The sequence below is a fragment of the Streptomyces sp. NPDC058231 genome, assembly GCF_042882275.1.
Taxonomy (GTDB): Bacteria; Actinomycetota; Actinomycetes; order Streptomycetales; family Streptomycetaceae; genus Streptomyces.
Window position 1 is genome coordinate 17,885 of record NZ_JBHVWN010000013.1, and the last position, 24,219, is coordinate 42,103.

The window sequence follows — 24,219 nt, forward strand, 5'->3', positions numbered from 1 at the left end:
GCCGCGGGCGCCGCTGTCGGAGGGATGTCGGTGGACTGTCGGTGGCGGCTGTTCTCATGGTGGACATGACGCGAATCGACAAGAACCCCAGGAACGGCGGAAACGCCGTCGAGGTACGGGGGCTGGTCAAGCACTACGGCGAGACCAAGGCTCTGGACGGCGTGGACCTCGATGTGCGCGAGGGCACCGTGCTCGGTGTGCTCGGCCCCAACGGCGCCGGCAAGACCACCCTCGTACGCTGCCTGTCCACCCTGATCCTCCCCGACGCCGGGCACGCCACCGTGGCGGGCTACGACGTGGTGAAGCAGCCCCGGCAGCTGCGCCGCACGATCGGCCTGACCGGGCAGTACGCCTCGGTCGACGAGAAGCTCTCCGGCTGGGAGAACCTCTACATGATCGGGCGGCTGCTCGATCTCCCGCGCAAGCAGGCGCGGTCCCGCGCCGACGAGCTCCTGGAGCGGTTCTCGCTCACCGACGCGGCCAAGAAGGCCGCGATGGACTACTCCGGCGGCATGCGACGCCGTCTGGACCTGGCCGCCTCGATGATCGGCAGCCCGGCCGTGCTGTACCTCGACGAGCCGACGACGGGGCTCGACCCCCGTACCCGCAACGAGGTCTGGGACGAGGTGCAGCGCATGGTCGCGGAGGGGGCGACCGTCCTGCTCACCACCCAGTACATGGAAGAGGCCGAGCAGCTCGCCAATGAGCTCACCGTCATCGACAAGGGCAAGATCATCGCCCGTGGCGGGGTCGACGAGCTCAAGGCGAAGGTCGGCGGCCGCACCCTGCAGATCCGGCCGTCGGACCCGGCGCAGCTGGCCTCCATGGCCCAGGCGCTCAGGGAGACCGGCCTGGACGGGGTCGCGGGCGCGCAGGCCGTCCCGGACGAGGGTCTGCTCTACGTGCCGATCCTCAGCGACGAGCAGCTGACCGCGGTCATCGGGCTGCTCGGCACCCGCGGCTTCTCGCTGGCCCATGTCGCCACCGCGCTGCCCAGCCTGGACGAGGTGTTCCTGGCCATCACCGGCGGCAAGTCCACGTCCGCCACCGACACGATTCCCCAGGAGGTCGCCGCGTGAGCACGACGACTCTGACGCCCACCCCCACCGACGCGGCCGAGCCCGTCCCGGCGAAGAAGCTCCACGACGAGGGCCGGATCGGGCTGCGGGGCAATCTGCGTCACATCGGCGCGCTGGTGCGGCGCAACCTGCTCCAGATCAAGAAGGATCCGGAGTCGATGTTCGACGCGCTCCTGATGCCGGTCATCTTCACGCTGCTGTTCGTGTACGTCTTCGGCGGCTCGGTCGGCGGCAGCATGGGCGGTGGCCGGCAGGAGTACCTCAACTACCTGATCCCCGGTCTGATGGCGATGATGGGCATGAACATCGCCATGGCGGTCGGCACCGGCGTCAACGACGACTTCCGCAAGGGGGTCATGGACCGGTTCCGCACCATGCCGATCGCCCGCTCCTCGGTGCTCATCGCGAAGATCGTGGTCGAGCTGGGCCGGATGATGGTCGCCACGTTCATCCTGCTCGGCATGGGCTTCGCCCTCGGCATGGATCTGCAGGCCTCGTGGTTCGGGCTCATCGAGGCGATCGCTCTCTCGGCGGTGTTCGGCGCCGCCATCATGTGGATCTTCATCCTGCTCGGGCTGACCCTGAAGACGGCCCAGGCGGTTCAGGGAATGGGGATGCTCGTGCTGATGCCGCTCCAGTTCGGTTCCTCGATCTTCGCCCCGACCAAGACGATGCCGGGCTGGCTCCAGTCGTTCACCGACTACAACCCGCTGTCCAACCTGGCCGACGCGGCCCGTGCCCTGATGATGGGCGGCCCGCTCGCCCACTCGGTGTGGGTGACGCTCGGCTGGACCGTGGTCATCACCGCGGTGATGGCGCCGCTCGCGGTCGCCAAGTTCCGCAAGAAGACCTGACGCGACTCCTCCGGTTCACTCCCGGAACGCGTCTGCCAAGGCGATGGCCTCGTCCAGTACGAGGCCATCGCCTTCGGCGTACGCGGCCTCGTAGCCGGCGTCGCCGAGAACGGCGCGGGCCGCCGTCTCCGCCTCGGCGTAGTTCCTCCGCTCTATCGTCGTCGGCACATGGCCGTTCGGCAGCAGGCCGTCGCCCGCTCCCAGCAGCCGGGCGGCGAGGGCCGCCCGGCGCTCGCCGCCGAGCCCGGCCAGGGCCCGCGCGAGGGTGACGAGGTTGATGACGGACATCTGCGGCGCCACCATCTGCGACAGCGGGTCCCCGGACCGCTCCAGCGCCTGCCGGCTCCGGGCCAGGGCGTCGGCGTACGCCCCCTCCTGATTGTCCAGCCAGGCCTGCCCGCCCAGCACGAACCCTTCGAAGATCGCCAGAGTCTCGGATCTGAACTCCTCGCGCAGCACGACGTACTGTTCACGGGCCTCGGCGACCCGGCCGGTGCTGCCCAGGAGCATGGCGAGGAAGAGACGCGCGAACGGCATCGCCTCGTGTCCCGCCGCCCGCCCCTCGGCCAGCACCTCACGCAGGATCGCCTCGCCCTCCGCGCTGCGGCCCAGTTCGGAGAGCACGGAGGCGTACCGGGTGCGGAGCACCGCAACCTGGGACTGGGCGCCGAGCCGCTCGGCATAGCCGACGGCGGCCTGGTAGTCGTCGGCCGCACGGGTGTAATCGCCCCGCCGCTCGTTGGCCTCCCCACGGGAGGAGAGCGACTCGGCGGCGCCCCAGTCGTCACCGAGCCGACTGAAGATCTCCAGGCTCTCGTCGGCGTCCACGCGGGCCTCGCCGGACCAGTCGGGGCGGTTGGCCAGCACATTGGCGCGCATCTGGAGCGCTGCGGCCAGCTCCCACTCGTAGCCCAACTCACGGGAGGCACGGACCGTCTCGTCCAGCAGTTCGCGCAGGTCCGAGACGTCCCCGGTGAGCATGACCGCGAAGAACCAGAGCGACGCCGGGGCTCGGCAGGTCTGCGGCTGGCCCGCCCGGTAGGTGGCGGCGATGACGCGCAGCCGCTCCATGCTCTTCTCACCGGTCCACTCGTCCAACGCATGGTCCATGCTGGCCAGTTGGATCAGCGCGATCCCGCGCCGCGCCTCCTGGAGCAGCTCCGGACCCATCGGCGGCGGCGCGTCGGTGCAGCGTTCCCGGATGGAGGGGGCGGGCCGGGCCGGCGGGGCGAACGGGTCCGGCCCCAGGGCGGCCGCCGCGTCGGCCCAGTGCAGGGCATCGGCGCGCAGATCGCGCATCTGCCAGTACCAGGCGAGCGAGAGCACCAGGCAGATCACCTCCTGCTCGTCGGCGGCGGCGACGGCGTGGCGCAAGGCGGTGCGCAGATTCTCGTACTCCCGCTGGAGGAGGTCGATGGCGGCCCGCTGCCCGGCGCCGCGCAGCAGGGGGTCGGTGGTACGGGCCAGCTCCCGGAAGTGCACCAGGTGGCGCTGCTCGACGGTGGCCCGTTCCCCGGACTCGTCGAGCCGCTCGGCGGCGTACTCGCCGACGGTCTCCAGCAGCCGGTAGCGCATCTCTCCGTCGTCGGCGGGTGCGGCCACGACGAGGGACTTGTCGACGAGCGAACCGAGCACCCCGGCGACCTCGCGCGCGTCCTGCGGCCGGTCCGCACAGACCGCCTCGGCCGCGGTCAGCGTGCAGCCGCCGGCGAAGACGGAGAGCCTGCGCAGTACGGCGTGTTCGGATGCGTCGAGGAGGTCCCAGGACCAGTCGACGACGGCGCGCAGTGTCTGCTGACGCGGCAGCACGGTACGGGCGCCGCTGGTCAGCAGACGGAACCGGTCGTCGAGCCGGTCGGCGATCTGGCGCGGGCTGAGCATCCGCAGCCGGGCGGCGGCGAGTTCGATGGCGAGCGGCAGTCCGTCGAGCCGGCGGCAGATCTCGGCGGCGGCCGCCGCGGTCTCCTCGTCCGCGTCGACCCGGAAGCCCGGCTTCGCGGCGGCGCCGCGATCGGCGAGCAGGCGCAGCGCCATCGGGTCGGGCAGCGGGTCGACAGGACGGACGAACTCACCCGGTACGCCGAGGGGTTCACGGCTGGTGGCCAGGACGGTGAGGTCCGGGCAGTGGACGAGCAGATGGTCGGCGAGCGCGGCGGCGGCCTCGATGACGTGCTCGCAGTTGTCGAGGAGCAGCAGCATGCGGCGCCGGGAGCAGTGCTCGGTCAGCCGGACCAGCGGGTCGCCCGCGCCGCGCTCGGCGGCCCGGAGCTCCTCGGCGCCCGCGCCGCGCAGCAGGGTCTCGCGGGCGCCGAGCGCGGTCAGTACGGCGGCGGGGACGGTGTCCGGGTCGTCGACGGGTGCGAGCTCGGCCAGCCAGACACCGTCCGGCCAGGCGGACGCGACGGATTCGGCGGTTTCCTGGGAGAGTCGCGTCTTGCCCGCGCCGCCCGGCCCGAGGAGGGTGACCAGCCGTGCCTGCCCGAGGTCGTCGCGGAGCGCGTCCATATCGGCCTCGCGCCCGACGAAACTGGTGAGCCGGGCGCGCAGGTTGCCGTGCGGGGCGGCGGTACGGGCCGGTCCGGTGCCGGGCGTGCGGTCCGGGGCGGAGACCGGCTCCGAGGCAGGCGGGCGGTGCGCGGCGGCCCCCTGCCCCGGCCTCCGGCCGGGCGGCCGGGGCGCCGGTTCGTGGCGTAGCAACTCGGCGTGCAGTGCGCGCAGTTCCGGGCCGGGGTCGGCGCCGAGCCGGTCGGCGAGCAGGGTGCGTACCTCCTCGTACGCCGCCAACGCCTGCGCCGTACGTCCGGCGTCGCGCAGCGCCCGCAGCCGCAGTGCGTGGAGGGGTTCGTCCATCGGGTGCTCGGCGCAGAGCGCGACCAGCTCGGGCAGTGCCTCGTCGGCCCTGCCCAGCGCGAGCGCAGCGGCCAGCCTGGTGCGACGGGCCTCCAGGTGACGCGCCGTCCAGCGGGCCGTGACGGCGTCTCGGCCCGGCAGATCGGCGAGGACCGGACCGTGCCAGAGCGCGAGCGCGCCGTCGAGTATCGTCACGGCCTTGACCGGATCGCCCTCTTCCAGTGCGCGCGCCCCGTCGCCCGCCAGCCGCTCGAAGCGGTGCAGGTCGACCGTGTCCGGGTCGGCGGCCAGCCGGTAACCGTTCTCCGCCGAGGTGACCGCCCCGTGGCCGAGGACCCTGCGGAGCCGGCCGACGAGCGCCTGCAGTGCGCCGACCGCGTCGGCGGGCGGGTCGCCGTCCCACACCTCGTCGACCAGCACGGTGGCGGGGACCGTTCGGCCGGGTCGCAGTGCGAGAACGGTCAGCAGGGCGCGCAGCCGCGCCCCACCGATGGCGACGGGCGTGCCGTCGTCGTGGAAAGCCTGTGTGGTGCCGAGGATGCTGTAGCGCACGCGCCTATTCTCCGTGACCGGAACCGGGAAGGGGACAGCCGCCCGGCAGCGTCGGTCCCCGGGGCGCTCCGCCGATGCTCGTCATGCCCCCACCCTGTCCGGAACCACCACCGTGACGCGAGACGTTTCTGCCGTGTCGCCTATACGGTCGAGGCTCGTCCCCGCCCCGCCGCACCCCCGCACCCAGCCATCTGGAGTCCGCTGATGACCACCGCAGCAGCCCGCCGCGACCGGCGGATCAGTCCGGTCTTCCTCGGGATCGTCGCCGTCATGGCGGTGTCGGGCTGGGCGGTGTGGGCGGACGTCGGGTATCCGTACGGCCTCACGGCCTTCCTGTTCGTCACGGCGGCGTGGGTCGTCTCCCTCTGTCTGCACGAGTACGCGCACGCCCGCACCGCGCTCCACAGCGGGGACATCTCGGTCGGGTCGAAGGGTTATCTCACGCTCAACCCGTTCGCGTACACGCACGCCCTGCTGAGCATCGTGCTGCCCGTGCTCTTCGTGATCATGGGAGGAATCGGTCTGCCCGGTGGTGCGGTCTTCATCGAGCGGGGCCGGATCCGTGGTCGCTGGAAGCACAGCCTGATCTCGGCGGCGGGTCCTCTGACGAACGTACTGTTCGCGCTCGTCTGCACGGCGCCGTTCTGGCTGCACGCGCTGGACGGCGTCCCGATGGAGTTCCGCTACGCACTGGCCTTCCTGGCGCTGCTTCAGGTCACCGCTGCGCTGCTGAACTTCCTGCCGGTCCCCGGGCTGGACGGGTACGGGGTGATCGAGCCCTGGCTGTCGTACGGGATCCGCCGCCAGGTGGAGCCGTTCGCCCCGTTCGGGCTGCTGGCGGTCTTCGGTGTGCTGTGGATCCCCGAGGTCAACGAGGCATTCTTCGGCATGATCCACGGCCTGCTGCAGTCACTGGGGGTCGGCGAGTCCGACACGTACTGCGGTCTGGACACCTACCGGTTCTGGCAGAGCTGGGACACGGCGAGCCCCCTCTGCGCCTCCTGAGCGCCGCGTGATCCGTGGCGGACGCTCGGCGTCGGCCACGCATCACGGCCGTTCACTCAGGACGTGGTCCCGGCGCGCTGCCTGCGCAGGTAGTACCACGCCATGTTGGACGAGAGCCCGGCCAGCAGCACCCAGACGATCCCGAGCCAGCTGCCCTGGACGAACGAGGCCACGGCCGCGCCGACGGCGAGGACGCAGACGGCGAGAGCGTAGAGAGCGAGGCGGGGCATGGGGGGCAGCTCCTGTCCGGAGGTGGTGCACGGTCCCGTCCAGTGTCCCCCATGCCCCGTGCCGCTCCGCGCAGGGTGGGGCGTGGCCGCGGGCCGGCTCAGACGTCGGTGGCGCGCAGGCCCGCGTGTGCCTTGTAGCGGCGGTTGACCGCGATCAGATTGGCGACGAGCGATTCGACCTGGTGGGCGCCGCGCAGCCGGCCCGCGAAGACGCCCCGCATGCCGGGGATCCGGCCGGCCAGGGCCTGGACGACGTCGGTGTCGGCGCGGGCCTCGCCCAGCACCAGCACATCGGTGTCGATCTCCTCGATCGTCTCGTCCTGGAGCAGCACCGCCGAGAGGTGGTGGAAGGCGGCGGTGACCCGGGAGCCGGGGAGCAGGGCGGCGGCCTGCTCGGCGGCGCTGCCCTCCTCGGGCTTCAGGGCGTACGCGCCCTTCTTGTCGAAGCCGAGCGGATTGACGCAGTCGATGACGAGCTTTCCGGCGAGCTCCTCGCGCAGCGACTCCAGCGTCTTGGCGTGGCCGTCCCAGGGCACGGCGACGATCACGACGTCGCTGCGGCGCGCGCACTCGGCGTTGTCCGCGCCCTCGACGCCGAGACCCAGCTCGTCGGCGGCGGTCCGGGCGCGCTCCGCGGCGCGCGAACCGATGATCACCTTCTGCCCTGCGCGGGCGAACCGGTAGGCGAGCCCGCGCCCCTGTGGACCGGTTCCGCCGAGCACACCGACGGTCAGCCCGGATACGTCGGGCAGGTCCCAGGGGTCCTTGGCGGGGGGCTTGGGCGCGCTGCCGCTGTCATTCGTAGTCATGAGCCCGACACTACTGCGCACCGTGACGGGGCATGCCGCCCCGCCCTCCGCCCGCTCCGCCACCCGGCGCCGTCACCTCGTTGGGCTGGTTCGCGGCCGTTCGCCGGTGCCGGGGCGGAGACTGCGGCAAGATGCCGGGCCATGGATGCCGTCCGTGTCGCCCTGCTCCGTGAGGTGCTCGCCGGAACCGAGTGGCCCGCGGCGGCCAGGCGGTTCGCAGGGGCGCTCCGCTCGTCGGTCGTGCCGCACGGCGGTGGGCTGCTGCTGGTCGGCACGGCGTCGTACGAACCGTGGCATCTGGCGGCCCACCTGGTCGACGAGTCCACCTGGTCCGGGCTGCCGGAGCTGTCACCCACGCTCGTACGGCACCGGGTGGAGCCGGGCGATCCGGCGCACCTGGCCGTCGGACCGGGCCGGATCGAGGCGGCCGGACGGGGCGAGACGCTGCTCCTGGTGGCCCCGGAGCGGCCCGGGGACGGGCTGCTGGAGCGGGTGCACGACGCGCGGCGGGCCGGGGCGACGGTGCTGTCCCTGAACGGCGGTGATCCGGAGGTGCGGGGGCTGGCCCACGAGTCGCTCGTGGTGGCCGGGAGCGACGAGGTGGACCTGGACACCGTGCAGCATCTGGTGAGCGCGGCGGCCGGGGAGAACAGCATCCCGGTGCCGCGCGGCCGGCGCCGCTTCCGGGACCGGCTCTCCCGGCTCGCCGACCAGCTGACCGCGCCACCGCCGCCACGCTGGTGAGGGGCGGCGGTTGCGCCCCTGGTCGCGGCGGGCCGCCCCGGCCATAACCAGTTGCACGGCGCATGTACGGCACCGGACCATGACCCCTCGTGACCACTGCCCCGCCGCTCCCCGCCCGGCTCTCCGCGCTGTTGCCCGACCTCTCCCCCCTGCGGTCCTCGGCCGACTTCCGGCTGCTGTGGGTCCAGGGCCTGGTCACGTACTTCGGCAGTTTCATGGCGCTGATCGCGCTGCCGCTGCAGATCAAGGAGATCACCGGTTCGCCGCTCGCGGTCGGCGCGATGGGCGCGGTCGAGCTGGTGCCGCTGGTCGTCTTCGGCCTGTACGGCGGGGCGCTCGCCGACGCCACGGACCGCCGCAAGGTGATCCTGGGCACCGAGGCGGGGCTGGGGCTGCTCGCGCTCGTCCTGCTGGTGAACGCCGCGCTGCCCGCCCCGATGCTCTGGCCGCTCTATCTCGTCGCGGGAGGCGTCTCCGCGCTCGCCGGACTGCAGCGGCCCGCACTGGACTCGCTGATGGCCAGGATCGTGCCGCACGACCAGCTCACCGCGGCCGCCGCCCTGAACTCGCTGCGCTGGCAGTTCGGGGCGATCACCGGCCCGGCGGTGGCGGGTCTGGTGGTGGCCTGGGCCGGGCACGCCACGGCGTACGCGGTCACGGTGGTCACGTTCACCGTCTCCGTGGTGCTGTGCCTGCGGCTGGCCCCCGCGCCGCCCGCCCGGCACGCGGGGAAGCCGTCGCTGCGCGGCATCGCCGAGGGGGCGAGGTACGCCTGGAGCCGGCCGGTGCTGCTGGGGACGTACGCGATCGATCTGGCCGCGATGTTCTTCGCCTTCCCGAACGCGGTCTTCCCGTTCCTCGCGGACGAGCTGGACGCCGAGTGGTCGCTGGGCCTGATGTACGCGGCGGGGTCGGTCGGCTCCCTGCTGCTGGGACTGACCAGTGGCTGGACCTCCCGGGTGCGCCGGCACGGGCTGTTCGTGGTGTCCGGCGCGGCGGTCTGGGGCCTGGCGATCGCGGCGGCCGGCCGGATCGGCAATGTGTGGCTCGTGCTCGTCTGCCTGGCGGTGGCGGGTGCGGGCGACATGCTCAGCGGTCTGGGCCGCTCCACGATCTGGAACCAGACCATCCCGGAGGAGCTGCGCGGGCGGCTGGCGGGCATCGAGGTGCTGTCCTACAGCGTCGGCCCGCAACTGGGTCAGGTGCGGGCGGGCGCGATGGCCGGCTGGACGGGCACGCGATCCGCGATCTGGACGGGCGGCGTGGCGTGCGTGGCCTCGGTCGCACTGCTGGCGGCGGCGCTGCCGAAGCTGCTGACGTACGACTCCGAGACGGATGAGGACGCCGTGCGCAGGCGGGCCGGCAGAGAGGCAGCGGCGGCCCGGGCGTGACCCGTCATGGGTTCCGCACCGGGCCACGCTCCCCCGCCGCTCGCTCGCCGGAGGGGCCGGGCAGGTGTTACGCGTCCTCGTCCGTGGACGTGGAGCGGTCATGCCACTTGGGGTCGTTCTCCCACTCCTGATTGCGTTCCTGCGCCGTCTCCATGGCGTGACGGGCCTCCTCGGATGAGGCATAAGGCCCGAACCGGTCCTTCGCCGGGCACTCCGGGCCTTCCTCGACCTTCTGGTGCTGCAGGCAGTAGTACCACTCGCCCGGCTTGCCGACCGTGCGCTTCTTGAACAGGGCCATCGTCGGCTCCTTTCCTCGGGGCCATGCTGCCCCAAGCACGCTGGTTAGACTCGCTGACATGTCTGGCCAGTCGCTGCTCGTACCAGGGGAGATCACTCCCATCCGTTCCGTACCCGGAAACATCCGGCGCCCCGAGTACGTGGGCAAGCCCGCGCCCACGCCGTACAAGGGCCCGGAGATCCAGGACGCCGACACCGTCGAGCGCATGCGCATCGCGGGCCGGATCGCCGCACAGGCGATGGCGGAGGCTGCGAAACACATCGCCCCCGGCGTGACCACGGACGAACTCGACCGGGTCGCCCACGAGTTCATGTGCGACCACGGCGCCTATCCGTCGACGCTCGGCTACCGCGGCTTCCCCAAGTCGCTCTGCACATCGCTCAACGAGGTGATCTGCCACGGCATCCCGGACTCCACGGTGCTGCGCGACGGCGACATCGTGAACCTCGACGTCACCGCGTACCTCAACGGCGTGCACGGCGACAACAACGCCACATATCTCTGCGGCGACGTGGACGAGGAGTCCCGGCTGCTCGTGGAGCGCACCGAGGAGTCGCTGAAGCGGGCCGTCAAGGCTGTCCGTCCCGGCCGCCAGGTCAATGTGATCGGGCGGGTCATCGAGTCGTACGCGAAACGTTTCGGATACGGGGTGGTGCGGGACTTCACCGGGCACGGGATCAATTCCTCGTTCCACTCCGGCCTGATCATTCCGCACTACGACAGCCCGCACGCGACCACCGTGATGCAGCCCGGCATGACGTTCACCATCGAGCCGATGCTGACGCTCGGGACGCACGACTACGACATGTGGGACGACGGCTGGACCGTGGTGACGAAGGACCGCAAGCGCACCGCCCAGTTCGAGCACACACTGGTGGTGACGGAGACGGGCGCGGAGATCCTGACCCTTCCGTAGGGCCTTCCGCTCGGATCGGCCGCTCCCCCGCGGCCCCGCCAGCCACCGCGCGCACCCCGGCACAGGGGCGGAATCGGGCGTATCGTTTTTACCGACAGACCGTCGGGAAGTTATTGACTCAGGCAGAGGATCGGAGATGTCGACAGTCACCGCCACGCGCGGTCGCTGTCGGCATTTCCCTTCCTTCCGGACTTCCTGTCCTTCTTCGGTCCCCGGAGGCCCGCCTTGGACGCAACCGTCACCACGCCTTTCTCGACACTGATCCGTACGGCGTCGCACGAACAGCACACCGAGGCGGAGACCTCGACCTTCATGAGCGACCTGCTGGGCGGGCGCCTCGGGCTCGACGCGTACGCGCGCTACACCGAGCAGCTGTGGTTCGTCTACCGGGCACTGGAGGACGGCGCGGAGGCGCTGCGCGGCGACCCGGTCGCCGGTCCGTTCGTACAGCCGGAGCTGATGCGCACCGCCGCGCTCGAGAGCGATCTGATGCATCTGCGGGGTGCGCGGTGGCGCGAGGGCCTGGAACCGCTGCCCGCGACGGCCGCGTACGCCGACCGGGTCGCCGCGTGCGCGCGCACCTGGCCCGCCGGTTACATCGCGCACCACTACACCCGGTATCTCGGGGACCTCTCCGGCGGGCAGATCATCCGTGACCGGGCGGAGCGGACCTGGGGGTTCGCCCACAAGGGCGACGGGGTGCGGTTCTACGTCTTCGAGTCGATCCCCAACCCCGCCTCGTTCAAGCGGGGTTACCGCGAGCTGCTGGACGCGGTGGACGCGGACGACCTGGAGAAGCAGCGGATCGTCGACGAGTGCAAGCGGGCGTTCTCACTGAACACCGCGGTGTTCCGGGAGCTGGGCGAGGTGTTCCCGCTCAGCGCTTAGCACCCGGACGGGACGGGGGCCGGGCTGCCCGGCCCCCGTCCCGTCGTGTTCCCTGACGCCTTACGGGCGGCCCGGGTGCGCCAGCAGGACGCGGCCCCCGATCTCCACCATGCCGTCCGGGGCGGGCGCCGTGAGGATCTGGGAGCCGCGCCCCTGCATGATGTTGAGGGCGCGGCCCAGGTGTGCGCTGAGCAGCAGCGCCGCGGCCCCGGTCGCCTCGTCCTCCACGATCTCCGCGGCGCCGGCGCCGGCTCCGCCGGGGCCGCGCCTGGGGAACGCCCGCGCCCTGACCCGGCCCGCCGCTTCCTCCTCCCACGCCCATACGTACAGCCATCCCTCACCGGGCGGCGGCCCGGTCAGCGCCTCCACCTCGGCGACCGACGCGTACTGCTCCAGCGTGCGCGGCGGCGCCCACTCCGGACGGGCCGTGATCCAGGTGAACTCGCCGTCCTGGCGGGCGAAGACCTCCCCGACGGGCAGTTCCAGGATCTCCAGGTCGAGCAGCCACGCGGCGCCGACGAGCGGATGCCCGGCGAACGGCAGCCGGAGCCCGGGGGTGTAGATGTCGATGTGACCGCGCTCGGGATCGTCGACGAAAATGGTCTCGCTGAAGCCGAGCCGCCCGGCGAGTGCCAGCCGGGACGCCTCGTCCGGCCAGGCGCGCCCGTCCCGTACGACCCCGAGAGGGTTGCCGTGCCGGCCGTCGGGATCGCAGAACACCCGCAGAACGTCGATGCCCGCGGGCACGTCGAAGTCACTCACGTGCGCATTCAAGCACCGCACGGTCGTCCTCGGCGGGCGCCTCCTGTCGCGCCGATGCGACCCCCGGCGGCGCCTTGACGCTCACTTGACTTTTCTGTGGGTCGCCTGTGGGTCATCCGTGATCACTTCGTTCCCTTTGCACCCCGGATGAGAGCTGAATCACTTCGCAACCGGGTATCGGTGAGGTAAGCCTCGGTTAAGTTAGGTCCGCCTCACCTGCCCTTGCCCGGCCCCCGCCATCCCCTCTCTTGAGCCTTTGTGGAGCCCCGTATGCGAGCCGTTCGTTTCTCCGTCGTCACCGCTGTCGCCACGGTGGCGGCCCTGACCGCCGTCACGGGCTGTGCCGAGAAGAGCGACGGCAAGGGCGACGGCGCCGTGAGTGTCGTGGCGAAGGACGACTCCTGCGCGGTGTCGAAGAAGAAGCTTCCGGCCGGCCACGTCGAACTGGCCGTGGAGAACAAGGGATCCAAGGTCACCGAGGTCTACGTCCTCTTCCCGGACGACCGCATCGTCGCCGAGCGCGAGAACATCGGCCCCGGCACCAAGGCGAACATCACGGCCGAGATCAAGGCCGGTTCGTACGAGATCGCCTGCAAGCCCGGCATGAAGGGCAACGGCATCCGGCAGAAGATCGAGGTCACCGGCGGCAAGATCGCGAAGCGCAGTCCCGAGATGGACAAGGCCGTCGCCGGGTACCGCACCTACGCGCAGAAGCAGGCCGACGAGACGCTGCCGAAGGTCAAGGTCTTCACCGACGCGGTCGCCGCGGGTGACATCGAGGCCGCGAAGAAGGCGTACGCCGACTCCCGCATCGGCTGGGAGCGCACCGAGCCGGTCGCCGAGTCGTTCGGTGACATCGACCCGAAGGTCGACACCCGCGCGGACGGCCTGGAGGACGGCCAGAAGTGGACCGGCTGGCACCGCCTGGAGAAGGCGCTGTGGCAGGACAAGAAGCTCGGCGCCGAGGAGAAGGCGCTCGCGCCCACCCTCTACAAGGACCTGCTGGACTGGCAGAAGCGGGTCGGTACGGCGGACATCACGCCGACCTCGATGGCCAACGGCGCCAAGGAGCTCCTCGACGAGGTCGCCACCGGCAAGGTCACCGGCGAGGAGGAGCGGTACAGCCACACCGACCTGGTCGACTTCAAGGCGAACGTCGAGGGCGCCGAGAAGTCGTACGAGCTGCTGAAGCCGATCGCCTCCAAGAACGACGCGGCGCTGACCGCGACCCTGGACAAGCAGTTCGCGGCCCTGAACACGCTGCTGGACAAGTACCGCCAGGACAAGACGTCCTACGAGTTCACCTCGTACGACAAGGTCGGCAAGGCGGATCGCAAGGAGCTGTCGGACGCGGTCAACGCACTGGCGGAGCCGCTCTCCAAGCTCGCCGCCGCAGTCACGAAGTAACGAACGGAGACGCCGGGCATGTCCGAGGAGACGCAGAACACCGCCGGTGGCGATGAGAACGCCACCACCGCCGTCGGGCATGCCCCGTCCCGCCGCGCCCTGCTCGGCTGGGGCGGCGCCGGGCTCGCGCTCGGCGCCGTCGCGGCCGGTGGCGCGGTCGCCGCGGTGCGTACGGAGAACGACGCGGTGCCGGCCGCGGAGAGCGGCGCCGCCGTGCCGTTCCACGGCGCGCACCAGGCCGGTATCGCCACCGCCGTACAGGACCGGCTGCACTTCGCCGCGTTCGACGTGACGACGAAGGACCGGGCCGAGCTGATCGCCCTCCTCAAGGAGTGGACCCGGGCCGCCGAGCGGATGACGGCGGGTCACGCGGTCGGCGACGGGGCGTACGGCGGTCTCGCCGAGGCGCCGCCGGACGACACCGGCGAGGCGCTCGGGCTCAAGCCGTCCCGGCTCACCCTCACCATCGGCTTCGGTCCCTCGCTGTTCGCCAAGGGCCGGTTCGGTCTTGAGGACCGGCGCCCGGAGGCGCTGGTCGATCTGCCGAAGTTCCCCGGCGACAATCTCGACACCTCCCGCAGCGGCGGCGACCTGTGCATCCAGGCGTGCGCGGACGACCCGCAGGTCGCGGTGCACGCCATCCGCAACCTCGCCAGGATCGGCATGGGCCGCACCGCGATCCGCTGGTCCCAGCTGGGTTTCGGCAAGACGTCGTCGACGACGCCCGACGCCCAGACCCCGCGCAACATGATGGGCTTCAAGGACGGCACCCGGAACATCGCCGGTACCGACACCGCGGCCCTCGACCAGCACGTGTGGGTCGGCGCGAAGGACAAGGCCGGCTGGATGACCGGGGGTTCGTACCTGGTGGCCCGGCGGATCCGGATGCACATCGAGACCTGGGACCGCACCGGGCTCCAGGAGCAGGAGGACGTCTTCGGCCGGGACAAGGGCGAGGGCGCCCCGGTCGGCAAGGCGAAGGAGCGCGACGAGCCGTTCCTGAAGGCGATGCTGCCCACCGCGCACGTGCGGCTCGCCCACCCGGACAGCAACGGCGGCGCGACGATCCTGCGCCGCGGTTACTCCTTCACCGACGGTACGGACGGTCTGGGCCGGCTCGACGCCGGGCTGTTCTTCCTCGCCTACCAGCGCGATGTCCGCAAGGCGTTCATTCCGCTGCAGCGCCGCCTCTCGGCGCATGACGCACTCAACGAGTACATCCAGCACGTGGGTTCGGCGCACTTCGCCGTCCCGCCGGGCGTCCGCGACACGGACGACTGGTGGGGCCGGGCGCTGTTCTCGTAACGGGGCTCGAAGCAGAAAAGGAGAACCGAAACGTGTTCAGCAACTTCCTCATCGGCCTGCGCGAGGGGCTCGAGGCCAGCCTGGTCGTCTGCATCCTCGTCGCCTATCTGGTGAAGACCGGCAACAGGGACCGGCTGCTGCCGATCTGGTGCGGTGTCGCCATCGCGGTCGTCGTCAGCCTGGCGTTCGGCGCGGGGCTCGAATTCGGCTCGCAGGAGATGACGTTCGAGGCGCAGGAGGCGCTCGGCGGCTCGCTGTCGATCGTCTCGGTGGGTCTGGTCACCTGGATGGTGTTCTGGATGCGGCGCACCGCGCGGCATCTGAAGAAGGAGCTGCACGGGAAGCTGGACGCGGCGCTCGCGATGGGCACCGGCGCGCTGGTTGCCACGGCGCTGCTCGCGGTCGGCCGGGAGGGGCTGGAGACCTCGCTGTTCGTCTGGCGTGCGGTGCACGCGGCGGACGACGGCTGGCACCCGATGATCGGTGCGTTCCTCGGGATCGCCGGCGCGGTGGTGCTGGGCTGGCTGTTCTACCGCGGCGCGTTGAGGATCAACCTGGCGAAGTTCTTCACCTGGACGGGTGGCATGCTGGTGATCGTCGCCGCGGGCGTCCTCGCGTACGGCGTGCACGACCTGCAGGAGGCCGAGTTCCTGGGCGGCATCAACAGCCAGGCGTTCGACATCAGCGGCGTGATCCCGCCGGACAGTTGGTACGGGACCCTGCTGAAGGGCACCTTCAACTTCCAGCCCGATCCGACCGTTCTTCAGGTCACGGTGTGGCTCCTGTATCTGATCCCCACGCTCGCGCTGTTCCTCGCCCCGGTAGGGTTCGGACGGTCAGTGGGGGCGACGGATCAGAAGGCGCAGAAAGCAACGGATGAGAAGCCTGAGGCCGATTCGGCTGGCGACGGGGCTCGCGGCAGCGACAGTGCTGAGCATGACGGCGAGCGGGTGCGTGACGGTGCACGGCGAGCTGGAAGTCGTACCGACGGCAACGAAGTCTGAGGCCGCGAAGGCCCTCGCGGACTTCACCGCCGCGTACAACGCGGCGGACAAGGCCTACGATCCCGCGCTCGACGCGGACCGGGTGACCGGTTCGCTCGGCGCGATCAACCAGGCCGGTCTCAAGGCGCGGCAGAAGAACAACCCCGGCGGCAACGCGAACCACCAGACCCTGGAACTGACCGACGCCAGGTATCTCATCCCGAAGAAGGCCGGCTGGCCCCGGTGGTTCGTCGCGGACACCGACTCCAACCGCGACCAGGACGACGGCAAGCAGGACACCCGCTGGCTGGTCGTGTTCCTGCGGACCGGTCCCGGCTCCGGCTGGCGGGCCGCCTATCTGTCTGTGGTGCCCCCGTCCCAGCTGCCCGCGTTCGCGAAGGACGGCGACGGGCAGGCCCGGCCGGTGTCGGCGGACGACGGTGAACTCTCGGTGGCGCCGAAGGACTTGAGCACGCAGTACACGTCCTACCTGCAGAAGGGCACACCGGACGTATGGGCTCCCGGTGGCACCACCTCGGGCTGGCGGGAGGCCCGCAGGAACACCCGGCAGGCCGGTTTCTCCTACCAGTACATCGACCGCCCGCTGGACGGCGGTACGTTCGCTCCGCTCGGCCTGGAGACGGAGGACGGCGGGGCACTGGTCTTCTTCAGCAGCAAGCACTTCGAGCAGCAGACCGCGGCGAAGGGTCTGCGTCCGGCGGTCAACGCCGATGTGCAGGCACTGCTGTCCGGTGAGGTGAAGAGCACCCTCACCAAGGAGCGGGTCTCCAGCCAGCTGGTGTACGTCCCGAAGAAGGGCGCCGCCAACGGCGGCAAGGTCATCGTGCTGAACCGGTTGCCGGGGCTCACGGCGGCGAAGGGTTCCTAGCCGTCGTCCACGCGGCCCGCTCCCGGGAGTCCGGAATCCACGGTCCCGGGAGTCCTCGGAGCGGGGCCGTGGGACCCCGCGCCCCGCTTCAGCGGCTGAGCGGCCAGGTCACCGAGTCATGGTCGAGATCACTCTGGTCCGCGGTGTCGGCGTACTGCGCGCAGGCGTCGGTGAGCGTCTCCAGCAGCGTCAGCGGATCGGGCAGCGGGTTCTCCGGGCCCCGGATCCAGTGCACGTCCAGCTCGGCGGGGAGCTGGGCGGGCGGCAGCAGTACATAGCTGCCGCGGCAGTGCCAGCGCAGCCCCGGATGCTCGTCCATGGTCTCGGGGTGGCAGTCCAGCTCGCAGGGCCACCACTCGTCCTCGTCCTCGGGGGTGCCGCGGGTGGCGGTGAAGAAGAGCATCCGGTCGTCGCCGGAGACTGCGACCGGGCCGACGTCGATGTCCGCGGCGAGGAGCCGCTCCAGTGCCTGGTTGCCCGCGGAGACCGGCACGTCGAGGACGTCGTGGATCATGCCGGTCGCGGTGATGAAGTTCGCCTGCGGCTGGCTGCGGGCCCAGCGCTCGATCTGGCCGCGGTCGGTGGTGGACTGCGTCTGCCAGGCGAAGGAGATGGGGTGCCGGGCCGGGGTGGGGCAGCCGATGCGTTCGCACGAACATCGGTAGCCGACCGGATGGGCTGCGGGCGCGATCGGCATTCCGGCCTCGGCGACAGCCAGGAGCAGCGCCTCCCGTGCGGTGTCGTCGACCGCACTCTGCTGCGGTTTGGGTCGTCGGCGCAGCCATTGGGAAAATTTGCTCTCTGTGCCGCGAGAACGGCCGAAATCGGCGCCCATCAATCCCCTTACCTCAGCGTTGCCCCTGTCCATGGTCCCACCATCCTGCGCCCCCGGTGGCCAGAGTTCTCAAGCGGGGTGCGGAGGCCACCGCGCCGAGCTGGGCACTATGCCACCGCTTGCCCTTAAATGACAGATATGGCCCGGTGTGGCTCGACGGCCGTCCGGCCGTGCGGGGCGCTGCCGACGGTGGTGCGCGCGGACACGCGCGAACGGCGGGTCCGCGGCAGCCGGCGGCAGCCTGGCCCCGCGTCGGCGGCAGCCCCTGACCGGCCCCCGGCCCGTCCGGGCCCTTCAGGGGTACCCGTGGGCCCGCGGGACGGACCGCCGGGCCCCGGTGTCCGGAACGTGCCACGGCGTGTCCGGAAGAACCACCCGATCGGCTCACTGCGCGAAGGCCCCGGACGGCGCACCATGAGCTCACGCACACACCCGTGCGAGCCCCGACGATCCGCAGGTCACCCCTGCCGTCCGTGAGGAGCCCCCATTGCCTCGTGAAGCCACACCCTCACCGCTTCGTGAAGCCTCGGCCCCGTCACCCCGCGAAGCGACCCCGCGCCGCTACCTGATGTGCGCCCCCGTCCACTTCGAGGTCACGTACTCCATCAACCCGTGGATGGACCCGACCAAGCCGGTCGACCTCCCCTTGGCCCAGGCCCAGTGGGAGGATCTGCGCGACCGCTACCGGGCGCTCGGCCACACCGTCGAGCTGCTCACCCCGCGTCCCGAACTGCCCGACATGGTCTTCGCCGCCAATGGCGCGACCGTCGTCGACGGCCGGGTACTGGGTGCCCGGTTCGCCTACCGGGAGCGGTACGCGGAGGCGGAGGCCCACCGGGACTGGTTCCGGGACCACGGCTTCACCGAGATCCGCGAGCCGGACCACGTCAACGAGGGCGAGGGCGACTTCGCGGTCACCTCCTCCTACCTCCTGGCCGGGCGCGGCTTCCGGTCCAGTCCGCTCTCGCACGACGAGGCGCAGGAGTTCTTCGGCCGGCCGGTGATCGGCCTCGATCTCGTGGATCCGCGCTACTACCACCTGGACACCGCGCTCTGCGTGCTCGACGAGGCGGGCGACGAGATCATGTACTACCCGGGTGCCTTCTCGCCGGGCAGTCTGTCCGTGCTGAGGCGGCTCTTCCCGGGCGCGCTGACCGCCGAGGAGGCGGACGCCGCGGCGTTCGGGCTGAACTCGGTCAGCGACGGGCTCCACGTGCTGGTGCCGCAGGGCGCGGCGGGCCTCTTCGACCCGCTGCGGGCGCGCGGCTTCGAACCGGTCCCGATGGACCTGAGCGAGCTGCTCAAGGGCGGCGGCAGTGTGAAGTGCTGCACCCAGGAGCTGCGCGCGTAGGCGCCGGGCCCGCGTTCAGTCCGTACCGTGGGGCGGCGGCCAGGCGTCGCCCCACGCGACGTCCCGTGCGGCCCGGTACAGCTCGCCGTGGCGTTTGGTGACGGTGTCCCGCCGCAGTGCCTCGTCGCGGGTGCACAGGTCCAGCAGGACCTGCCCCTTGCGGATCTGCGGCTTGCGGGTGACCCGGGCCCGTACCGGTTCGGTGCCGAAGCGGGTCGCCACGACATAGCTGAACTTCTCGTCCTCGTACGGGAGTGAGCCGCCCTTCACCTGCCGGTGCAGCGAGGAGCGGCTGACCCGGGCCGAGAAGTGGCACCAGTCGGTGCCCGGCTCGATGGGGCACGTGCCACTGTGCGGGCAGGGCGCGGCGACCGTCATCCCGGCGGCGATCAGCCGGTCACGGGCCTCGATGACACGGGCGTAGCCGTCGGGGGTGCCGGGCTCGACGACCACGACGGCCTGCGCGGCGGCCGCGGCCGTGTCGACCAGGCCGGTGCGGGCTTCCTCGGTCAGCTCCTTGAGCACGTAGCTGACGGTCACCAGGTCCGCGGGGGCGAGCTCCAGGTCCTTGCCGATCCGGGCCCGCCGCCACTCGGCGGCGCGCAGCGCCGCGATGCCGGAGGACTCGGCCAGCTCACGGCCCAGGGCCAGCGCCGGCTCGGCCCAGTCCAGGACGGTCGTCCGCGGTCCGTCCCAGGCGCCGGCGACGGCCCAGCTCGCCGCGCCGGTGCCGCCGCCGATGTCGGTGTGCGTGGCGGGCGTCCACTCCGGGGCGGCCGCACGGAACGCGGCCAGGGCGGACCGTACCGCTTCGAAGGTCGCCGGCATGCGGTACGCGGCGTACGCGGCGACGTCCGAGCGGTCACGGAGCACCGGGGCGTCGGTGGGGGTGGTCCCCCGGTAGTTGGCGATGAGCCGGTCGACGGCCCGCGCCGCCTGCTTGGGCGGCAGCCCGTCGAGCAGTCCGGCCAGCGCCGTGCGCAGGGTCTCGGCGGTGGAGAGGGTGACGTTCACCGACAAATTGTAGGCGGATACGACCGGCTGTTCTCCGGCCGTTCTCCGGCCGGAACCCGTCCGTCCGGCGCGCCGTCGCCGGGCACCGGTCCCCCGCACCGGAAGCCCTGGTCCGAACTGCTGGGAAAAACCGGCCAGTTGCTACGCTGACCGGCGCGGGGCCAGGATTGCTCATCGGAGGGGACCATGAGACAGAAGATCGTGCGTCTGAGCCTGGTCGCCGGGGTGCTCGTGGTCGCACTGCTGCTTCTGCTGGCCACCTGCGGCGCCGGGGGCGGCCGGGACGGGACCGGGGGCAAGGCCGGGAGCAAGGCCGGGAGCAAGACGCCCGCGCCGGCGGTGACGTCCGCGGGGCCTGCCCCGGCGACACAGCTCACGGTCCCGCCCGCGTACTCGACCCGGAGCGGCTGGGAGCTCGTCAACACCTCGCCCGACTACGCGATCTCCCGGACGACGGGACGTCTGGCCTATCTGCTGCGGGTCGGCGAGAACCAGTACCGGCTGGAGACCATCGACTCGGAGACCGGCAGGGCCGGCTGGAAGGGCGAGAACTGGCGTCCGCCGGCCTCGAAGCACTTCCCGAAACTGTTCCTGATCACCAAGGACGACGTGGAGTACTTCGTCACGTGGGCCTACGGGAAGGTCGGTGAGAGCGCACTGACCCCGGCCGACACGATCGTCTCCCTCGATGTGTACGACGTGCGGGACGGCTCGCGGCGGCGTGTGGAGGTGCCGTGGAGCTCCGCACCGAGCGTCATCGCCTCCGGCCCCGGCATTCTGATCAGCGACGGGCGGACGACCAGCGCGGTGGTCGACCCGGCGACCGGCCTGATCTCGAAGATCGCCCCGTCGGCGCTCAAGTACCCGAAGGACTGCCCGTCCTGCAAGCAGCTCACCGAGGTGTTCGGACTCACCGACCGGGGGCTGCTGCTGAGCGGGGCGCGCGAGTTCTGGGTGCAGGGCGGCTGGTTCAGCCGGAACGTCGCCCCGCGGCACACGGACCGCACCAGCGGGATCCCGACCTCCGTGGCCCCCGGCTGGGTGCTGGCGAAGTGGCAGCTCGCGAAGGGGCAGAAGCAGGCGGGGACCCATGACCTGTGGGCGGTGCACGACGCGGAGACGGGGAAGCCGGTGGCCACGGTGGAGTGCAACAAGGTGGCCATCAAACCGGGCCAGTACCCGCAGGCGGTCATGTCGCCCTCGGGGACCTATCTGGTGGCCGGCAACCTCGCCTTCGACCTGACGGCGGACAAGGGGTTCTGCCTGGAGGCGCCGGACGGTTCGAAGCGGCTGACGCTGGCGTCCGTCACGGACGAGGGCGTCGCGTACGGCGCGACGAGCGCACGCAACGCGACGGACGCGCTGAGCGGCGGCGGCCGGCCGTACGCGGTCGAGGTCGCCACGGGCGTGGCGGAGCGGCTGCCGTCGAACGTGCGGCTGCCGGGCGCCGAGGCGAAGGCGGAGGTCGGCGTGTTCCGGTGGACGGACGAGAAGGACCGGCTGCATCTGCTCGGCTACCCGCGGGCCCCGCGCTGAGGGCTGTCGTGTGCCGCGTGGTGCGCCCGCCGCGGCCACGGGTCACGGGGCCGTCCTCGGCGCCCCCGGCGGGTGCGGGCCTCCCGGGGGCGGGTGCGGCAGCGGGCGGAGTCCGCGGTCCCTCCCGGCTGCTACGCCGTCCGCTGCCAGGGACGGCACAGGGTCAGGAAGCACGTCATCGCGCCGACCGCGCACACCACCTGGACGACCGCCATCGGGACGGCCGTCCGGTCCCCCGCGATACCGACGAGCGGTGAGGCGACGGCGCCGATCAGGAACGACGACGTACCGAGCAGTGCCGAGGCGGAACCCGCGGCGTGCTTGGTACGCATGAGGGCCTGGGCATTGGTGTTCGGCATCGCGAGCCCCATCGCCGACATCAGGACGAAGAGCCCGGCGGCGACCGGCACCAGACCGACGTCGCCGAAGACCCCGGACGTCATCAGCAGCAGCCCGGTCGCGGCGACCACGATGGCACCCAGCCCGAAGCCGAGCGCCCTGTCCATGCTGACCCGGCCGACCAGCACCCTGCCGTTGATCTGTCCGACGGTGATCAGGCCGATCGAGTTGATGCCGAAGAGCAGGCTGAAGGTCTGCGGCGAGGCGCCGTAGATCTCCTGGATCACGAACGGGGACGCGCTCACATAGGCGAAGAGCGCGGCGAAGGCGAGGCTGCCCGCGATCATGTAGCCGGTGAAGACCCGGTCGCCGAGGAGACCGCGCATGGTGCGCAGCGCATCGGCCACGCCGCCGGTGTGCCGGTCCTGCGGCGGCAGGGTCTCGTGCAGCCACTTCCACACGACGAGGGTGAGCACGACGCCGACGACGGTCAGGACGGCGAAGATGCCCCGCCAGTCGGTGAACCTCAGCACCTGTCCGCCGATCAGCGGCGCGACGATCGGCGCGACGCCGGAGATCAGCATCAGGGTGGAGAAGAACTTGGCCATCTCCACGCCGTCGTACATGTCACGGACCACGGCCCGGGCGATGACGATGCCGGCCGCGCCCGCCAGCCCCTGCAGGAGGCGGAAGCCGATGAGGAGTTCCACGGTGGGCGCGAAGACGCAGATGGCGGTGGCGAGCACGTAGACCGCCATGCCGAGGAGCAGCGGCCGGCGCCGGCCCCAGCGATCGCTCATCGGTCCGACGACGACCTGGCCGAGCGCCATTCCGGCGAGGCAGGCGGTGAGGGTGAGCTGGACGGTGGCCGCGGGGGCGTGCAGGACGTCGGTGACCGCCGGCAGCGCCGGCAGGTACATGTCCATGGAGAGCGGCGGGAGCGCGGTGAGGCCGCCGAGGACGAGGGTGACGAGGAGTGCGGTGCGGCGGGCCGCGGTGGCGGCGGCACCGGTACGTGCGCCGGTACCGGGACCGGTTGGGGTGTTCGATATGTCTGCGTGCTGGGCTCGGCTCACGCCGGTCTCCGGCATTCTCATCTCCAAATAGTTGAATCCGCCTCTATGCTCTCAGCTCAGCCGGAGTGGTCGAGACCTTTTTCTTGGGAGCAGGCATGAGCAGGACCGTTCGTTGGGGCGTGCTGGCCACGGGTGGCATCGCCGCGACCTTCACCGCCGACCTGCAGGCCATGCCGGACGCGGAAGTGGTCGCCGTGGCATCCCGTACGGACACGTCGGCGAAGGCGTTCGCCGAACGGTTCGCGATACCGAAGGCGTACGGCAGCTGGGCCGAGCTCGCCGCCGACGACGAGGTCGACGTGGTGTACGTGGCCACGCCGCACTCCGCGCACCGGGAGGCCACCGCGCTCTGCCTGGAGGCCGGGAAGCACGTGCTGTGCGAGAAGGCGTTCACGCTCAATGCCCGGGAGGCGGAGGAGCTCGTGGCCCTCGCCCGGGCCCGCGGCCTCTTCCTGATGGAGGCGATGTGGACGTACTGCAACCCGGTCGTCCGACGGCTGACCGCGCTGATCGCCGACGGCGCCATCGGTGACATCCGTACGGTGCAGGCCGACTTCGGGATCGCGGGTCCGTTCGGCCCGGACCACCGGCTGCGGGACCCGGCGCTGGGCGGTGGCGCGCTGCTGGACCTCGGGGTCTACCCGGTGTCTTTCGCCCAGCTGCTGCTGGGTGAGCCCGACCGTGTGCAGGCCGATGCGCTGCTCTCCCCCGAGGGTGTCGACCTGAGCACGTCCATGCTGTTCGGCTGGGAGTCGGGCGCCACCGCGCTGCTCGGCTGCTCGCTGGTCGCGGACACCCCGCAGACCGCGTCGGTCACCGGCACGAAGGGACGGATCGACTTCCCGCGCGGTTTCTTCCACCCGGAGCGGTTCGTGCTGCACCGGCAGGGACACGACCCCCAGGAGTTCACCGCGGGGAGCACGGGCGAGGGGCTCGGCGGGATGCAGTTCGAGGCGGCCGAGGTGATGCGCGCGCTGCGGGCGGGCGAGACGGAGTCGCCGCTGGTGCCGCTGGACGGTTCGCTGGCGGTGATGCGGACGCTCGACGCGGTACGGGACCGCATCGGCGTCCGCTACCCCGCGGACCGCGTGGGCTGACCGGGACGG

22 protein-coding genes are annotated in these 24,219 nt (G+C 71.5%); 14 read left to right on the plus strand and 8 right to left on the minus strand.

The window, feature by feature from the left end; genetic code table 11:
- The first annotated feature begins 56 nt into the window (after nucleotides 1-56).
- Nucleotides 57-1,079: an ATP-binding cassette domain-containing protein gene (locus ACFVXE_RS12105; protein WP_389671114.1), complete on the plus strand. Its 1,023-nt coding sequence runs from the start codon at nucleotides 57-59 to the stop codon at nucleotides 1,077-1,079.
- Nucleotides 1,076-1,933: an ABC transporter permease gene (locus ACFVXE_RS12110; RefSeq protein ID WP_389670957.1), complete on the plus strand. Its 858-nt coding sequence runs from the start codon at nucleotides 1,076-1,078 to the stop codon at nucleotides 1,931-1,933. The genes ACFVXE_RS12105 and ACFVXE_RS12110 overlap by 4 nt, the downstream gene beginning before the upstream one ends.
- Before the next feature lie 15 nt (nucleotides 1,934-1,948).
- Here the strand turns inward: ACFVXE_RS12110 and ACFVXE_RS12115 are convergent, their stop codons facing one another.
- Nucleotides 1,949-5,335, minus strand: coding sequence for a BTAD domain-containing putative transcriptional regulator (locus ACFVXE_RS12115; protein WP_389670959.1), 3,387 nt, complete (start codon nucleotides 5,333-5,335; stop codon nucleotides 1,949-1,951).
- 204 nt (nucleotides 5,336-5,539) lie between these two features.
- Between ACFVXE_RS12115 and ACFVXE_RS12120 the strand changes: the two genes are divergently transcribed.
- Nucleotides 5,540-6,340, plus strand: coding sequence for a site-2 protease family protein (locus ACFVXE_RS12120; protein ID WP_389670960.1), 801 nt, complete (start codon nucleotides 5,540-5,542; stop codon nucleotides 6,338-6,340).
- Nucleotides 6,341-6,396: 56 nt separating this feature from the next.
- On the opposite strand, the gene ACFVXE_RS12125 is transcribed toward ACFVXE_RS12120, so the two are convergent.
- Together ACFVXE_RS12125 and npdG are read right to left on the minus strand one after the other, a co-directional pair.
- Complete coding sequence (locus tag ACFVXE_RS12125; protein WP_389670962.1) at nucleotides 6,397-6,570, minus strand: hypothetical protein; 174 nt, start codon at nucleotides 6,568-6,570, stop codon at nucleotides 6,397-6,399.
- A gap of 98 nt (nucleotides 6,571-6,668) precedes the next feature.
- Complete coding sequence (gene npdG / locus ACFVXE_RS12130; protein WP_389670963.1) at nucleotides 6,669-7,379, minus strand: NADPH-dependent F420 reductase; 711 nt, start codon at nucleotides 7,377-7,379, stop codon at nucleotides 6,669-6,671.
- A 141-nt stretch (nucleotides 7,380-7,520) separates the two neighbouring features.
- On the opposite strand from npdG, the gene ACFVXE_RS12135 reads away from it, so the two are divergent.
- Nucleotides 7,521-8,123: a hypothetical protein gene (locus ACFVXE_RS12135; RefSeq protein ID WP_389670964.1), complete on the plus strand. Its 603-nt coding sequence runs from the start codon at nucleotides 7,521-7,523 to the stop codon at nucleotides 8,121-8,123.
- A gap of 89 nt (nucleotides 8,124-8,212) precedes the next feature.
- Nucleotides 8,213-9,514, plus strand: a complete 1,302-nt coding sequence (locus ACFVXE_RS12140; protein ID WP_389670965.1) for an MFS transporter — start codon at nucleotides 8,213-8,215, stop codon at nucleotides 9,512-9,514.
- A gap of 67 nt (nucleotides 9,515-9,581) precedes the next feature.
- Here ACFVXE_RS12140 and ACFVXE_RS12145 read toward each other — a convergent pair whose 3' ends face one another.
- Nucleotides 9,582-9,812 (minus strand): hypothetical protein, encoded by a 231-nt coding sequence (locus ACFVXE_RS12145; RefSeq protein ID WP_389670966.1) that lies wholly within the window; start codon nucleotides 9,810-9,812, stop codon nucleotides 9,582-9,584.
- A 58-nt stretch (nucleotides 9,813-9,870) separates the two neighbouring features.
- Between ACFVXE_RS12145 and map the strand changes: the two genes are divergently transcribed.
- A complete protein-coding gene (gene map, locus ACFVXE_RS12150; RefSeq protein ID WP_389670967.1) occupies nucleotides 9,871-10,728 on the plus strand; it encodes a type I methionyl aminopeptidase in 858 nt (285 codons plus the stop codon).
- A 225-nt stretch (nucleotides 10,729-10,953) separates the two neighbouring features.
- Nucleotides 10,954-11,616 (plus strand): heme oxygenase (biliverdin-producing), encoded by a 663-nt coding sequence (locus tag ACFVXE_RS12155; RefSeq protein WP_389670969.1) that lies wholly within the window; start codon nucleotides 10,954-10,956, stop codon nucleotides 11,614-11,616.
- A gap of 60 nt (nucleotides 11,617-11,676) precedes the next feature.
- Here ACFVXE_RS12155 and ACFVXE_RS12160 read toward each other — a convergent pair whose 3' ends face one another.
- A complete protein-coding gene (locus ACFVXE_RS12160) occupies nucleotides 11,677-12,378 on the minus strand; it encodes a PhzF family phenazine biosynthesis protein (protein WP_389670971.1) in 702 nt (233 codons plus the stop codon).
- Between the two features lie 270 nt (nucleotides 12,379-12,648).
- Here ACFVXE_RS12160 and efeO point away from each other — a divergent pair, with 270 nt between their 5' ends.
- Genes efeO through ACFVXE_RS12180 form a run of 4 tightly spaced genes read left to right on the plus strand, consistent with a single transcriptional unit; the run spans nucleotide 12,649 to nucleotide 16,962 of the window.
- Complete coding sequence (efeO, locus tag ACFVXE_RS12165) at nucleotides 12,649-13,785, plus strand: iron uptake system protein EfeO (protein WP_389670972.1); 1,137 nt, start codon at nucleotides 12,649-12,651, stop codon at nucleotides 13,783-13,785.
- An 18-nt stretch (nucleotides 13,786-13,803) separates the two neighbouring features.
- A complete protein-coding gene (efeB, locus tag ACFVXE_RS12170; protein ID WP_389670973.1) occupies nucleotides 13,804-15,090 on the plus strand; it encodes an iron uptake transporter deferrochelatase/peroxidase subunit in 1,287 nt (428 codons plus the stop codon).
- Nucleotides 15,091-15,122: 32 nt separating this feature from the next.
- Nucleotides 15,123-16,094 carry an iron uptake transporter permease EfeU gene (gene efeU / locus ACFVXE_RS12175; RefSeq protein WP_389670974.1) on the plus strand — a complete coding sequence of 324 codons (972 nt, stop codon included), beginning with the start codon at nucleotides 15,123-15,125 and terminating at the stop codon, nucleotides 16,092-16,094.
- Nucleotides 16,027-16,962 (plus strand): hypothetical protein, encoded by a 936-nt coding sequence (locus ACFVXE_RS12180; RefSeq protein WP_389670976.1) that lies wholly within the window; start codon nucleotides 16,027-16,029, stop codon nucleotides 16,960-16,962. Before efeU ends, ACFVXE_RS12180 begins: the two co-directional genes overlap by 68 nt.
- 88 nt (nucleotides 16,963-17,050) lie before the next feature.
- Here the strand turns inward: ACFVXE_RS12180 and ACFVXE_RS12185 are convergent, their stop codons facing one another.
- On the minus strand, nucleotides 17,051-17,797 hold the full coding sequence (locus ACFVXE_RS12185; RefSeq protein ID WP_389670978.1) for a bifunctional DNA primase/polymerase: 747 nt from the start codon (nucleotides 17,795-17,797) through the stop codon (nucleotides 17,051-17,053).
- Between the two features lie 487 nt (nucleotides 17,798-18,284).
- On the opposite strand from ACFVXE_RS12185, the gene ddaH reads away from it, so the two are divergent.
- Complete coding sequence (ddaH, locus tag ACFVXE_RS12190; protein WP_389670980.1) at nucleotides 18,285-19,148, plus strand: dimethylargininase; 864 nt, start codon at nucleotides 18,285-18,287, stop codon at nucleotides 19,146-19,148.
- Nucleotides 19,149-19,163: 15 nt separating this feature from the next.
- On the opposite strand, the gene ACFVXE_RS12195 is transcribed toward ddaH, so the two are convergent.
- Nucleotides 19,164-20,162 carry a small ribosomal subunit Rsm22 family protein gene (locus tag ACFVXE_RS12195; protein ID WP_389670981.1) on the minus strand — a complete coding sequence of 333 codons (999 nt, stop codon included), beginning with the start codon at nucleotides 20,160-20,162 and terminating at the stop codon, nucleotides 19,164-19,166.
- A 186-nt stretch (nucleotides 20,163-20,348) separates the two neighbouring features.
- Between ACFVXE_RS12195 and ACFVXE_RS12200 the strand changes: the two genes are divergently transcribed.
- Nucleotides 20,349-21,698, plus strand: a complete 1,350-nt coding sequence (locus ACFVXE_RS12200) for a hypothetical protein (RefSeq protein ID WP_389670983.1) — start codon at nucleotides 20,349-20,351, stop codon at nucleotides 21,696-21,698.
- 131 nt (nucleotides 21,699-21,829) lie between these two features.
- On the opposite strand, the gene ACFVXE_RS12205 is transcribed toward ACFVXE_RS12200, so the two are convergent.
- The gene (locus tag ACFVXE_RS12205) at nucleotides 21,830-23,128 is read right to left on the minus strand and encodes a multidrug effflux MFS transporter (RefSeq protein ID WP_389671116.1); all 1,299 of its coding nucleotides are present in this window, start codon (nucleotides 23,126-23,128) and stop codon (nucleotides 21,830-21,832) included.
- Between the two features lie 80 nt (nucleotides 23,129-23,208).
- On the opposite strand from ACFVXE_RS12205, the gene ACFVXE_RS12210 reads away from it, so the two are divergent.
- On the plus strand, nucleotides 23,209-24,210 hold the full coding sequence (locus ACFVXE_RS12210) for a Gfo/Idh/MocA family protein (protein WP_389670984.1): 1,002 nt from the start codon (nucleotides 23,209-23,211) through the stop codon (nucleotides 24,208-24,210).
- Nucleotides 24,211-24,219: the final 9 nt, after the last annotated feature.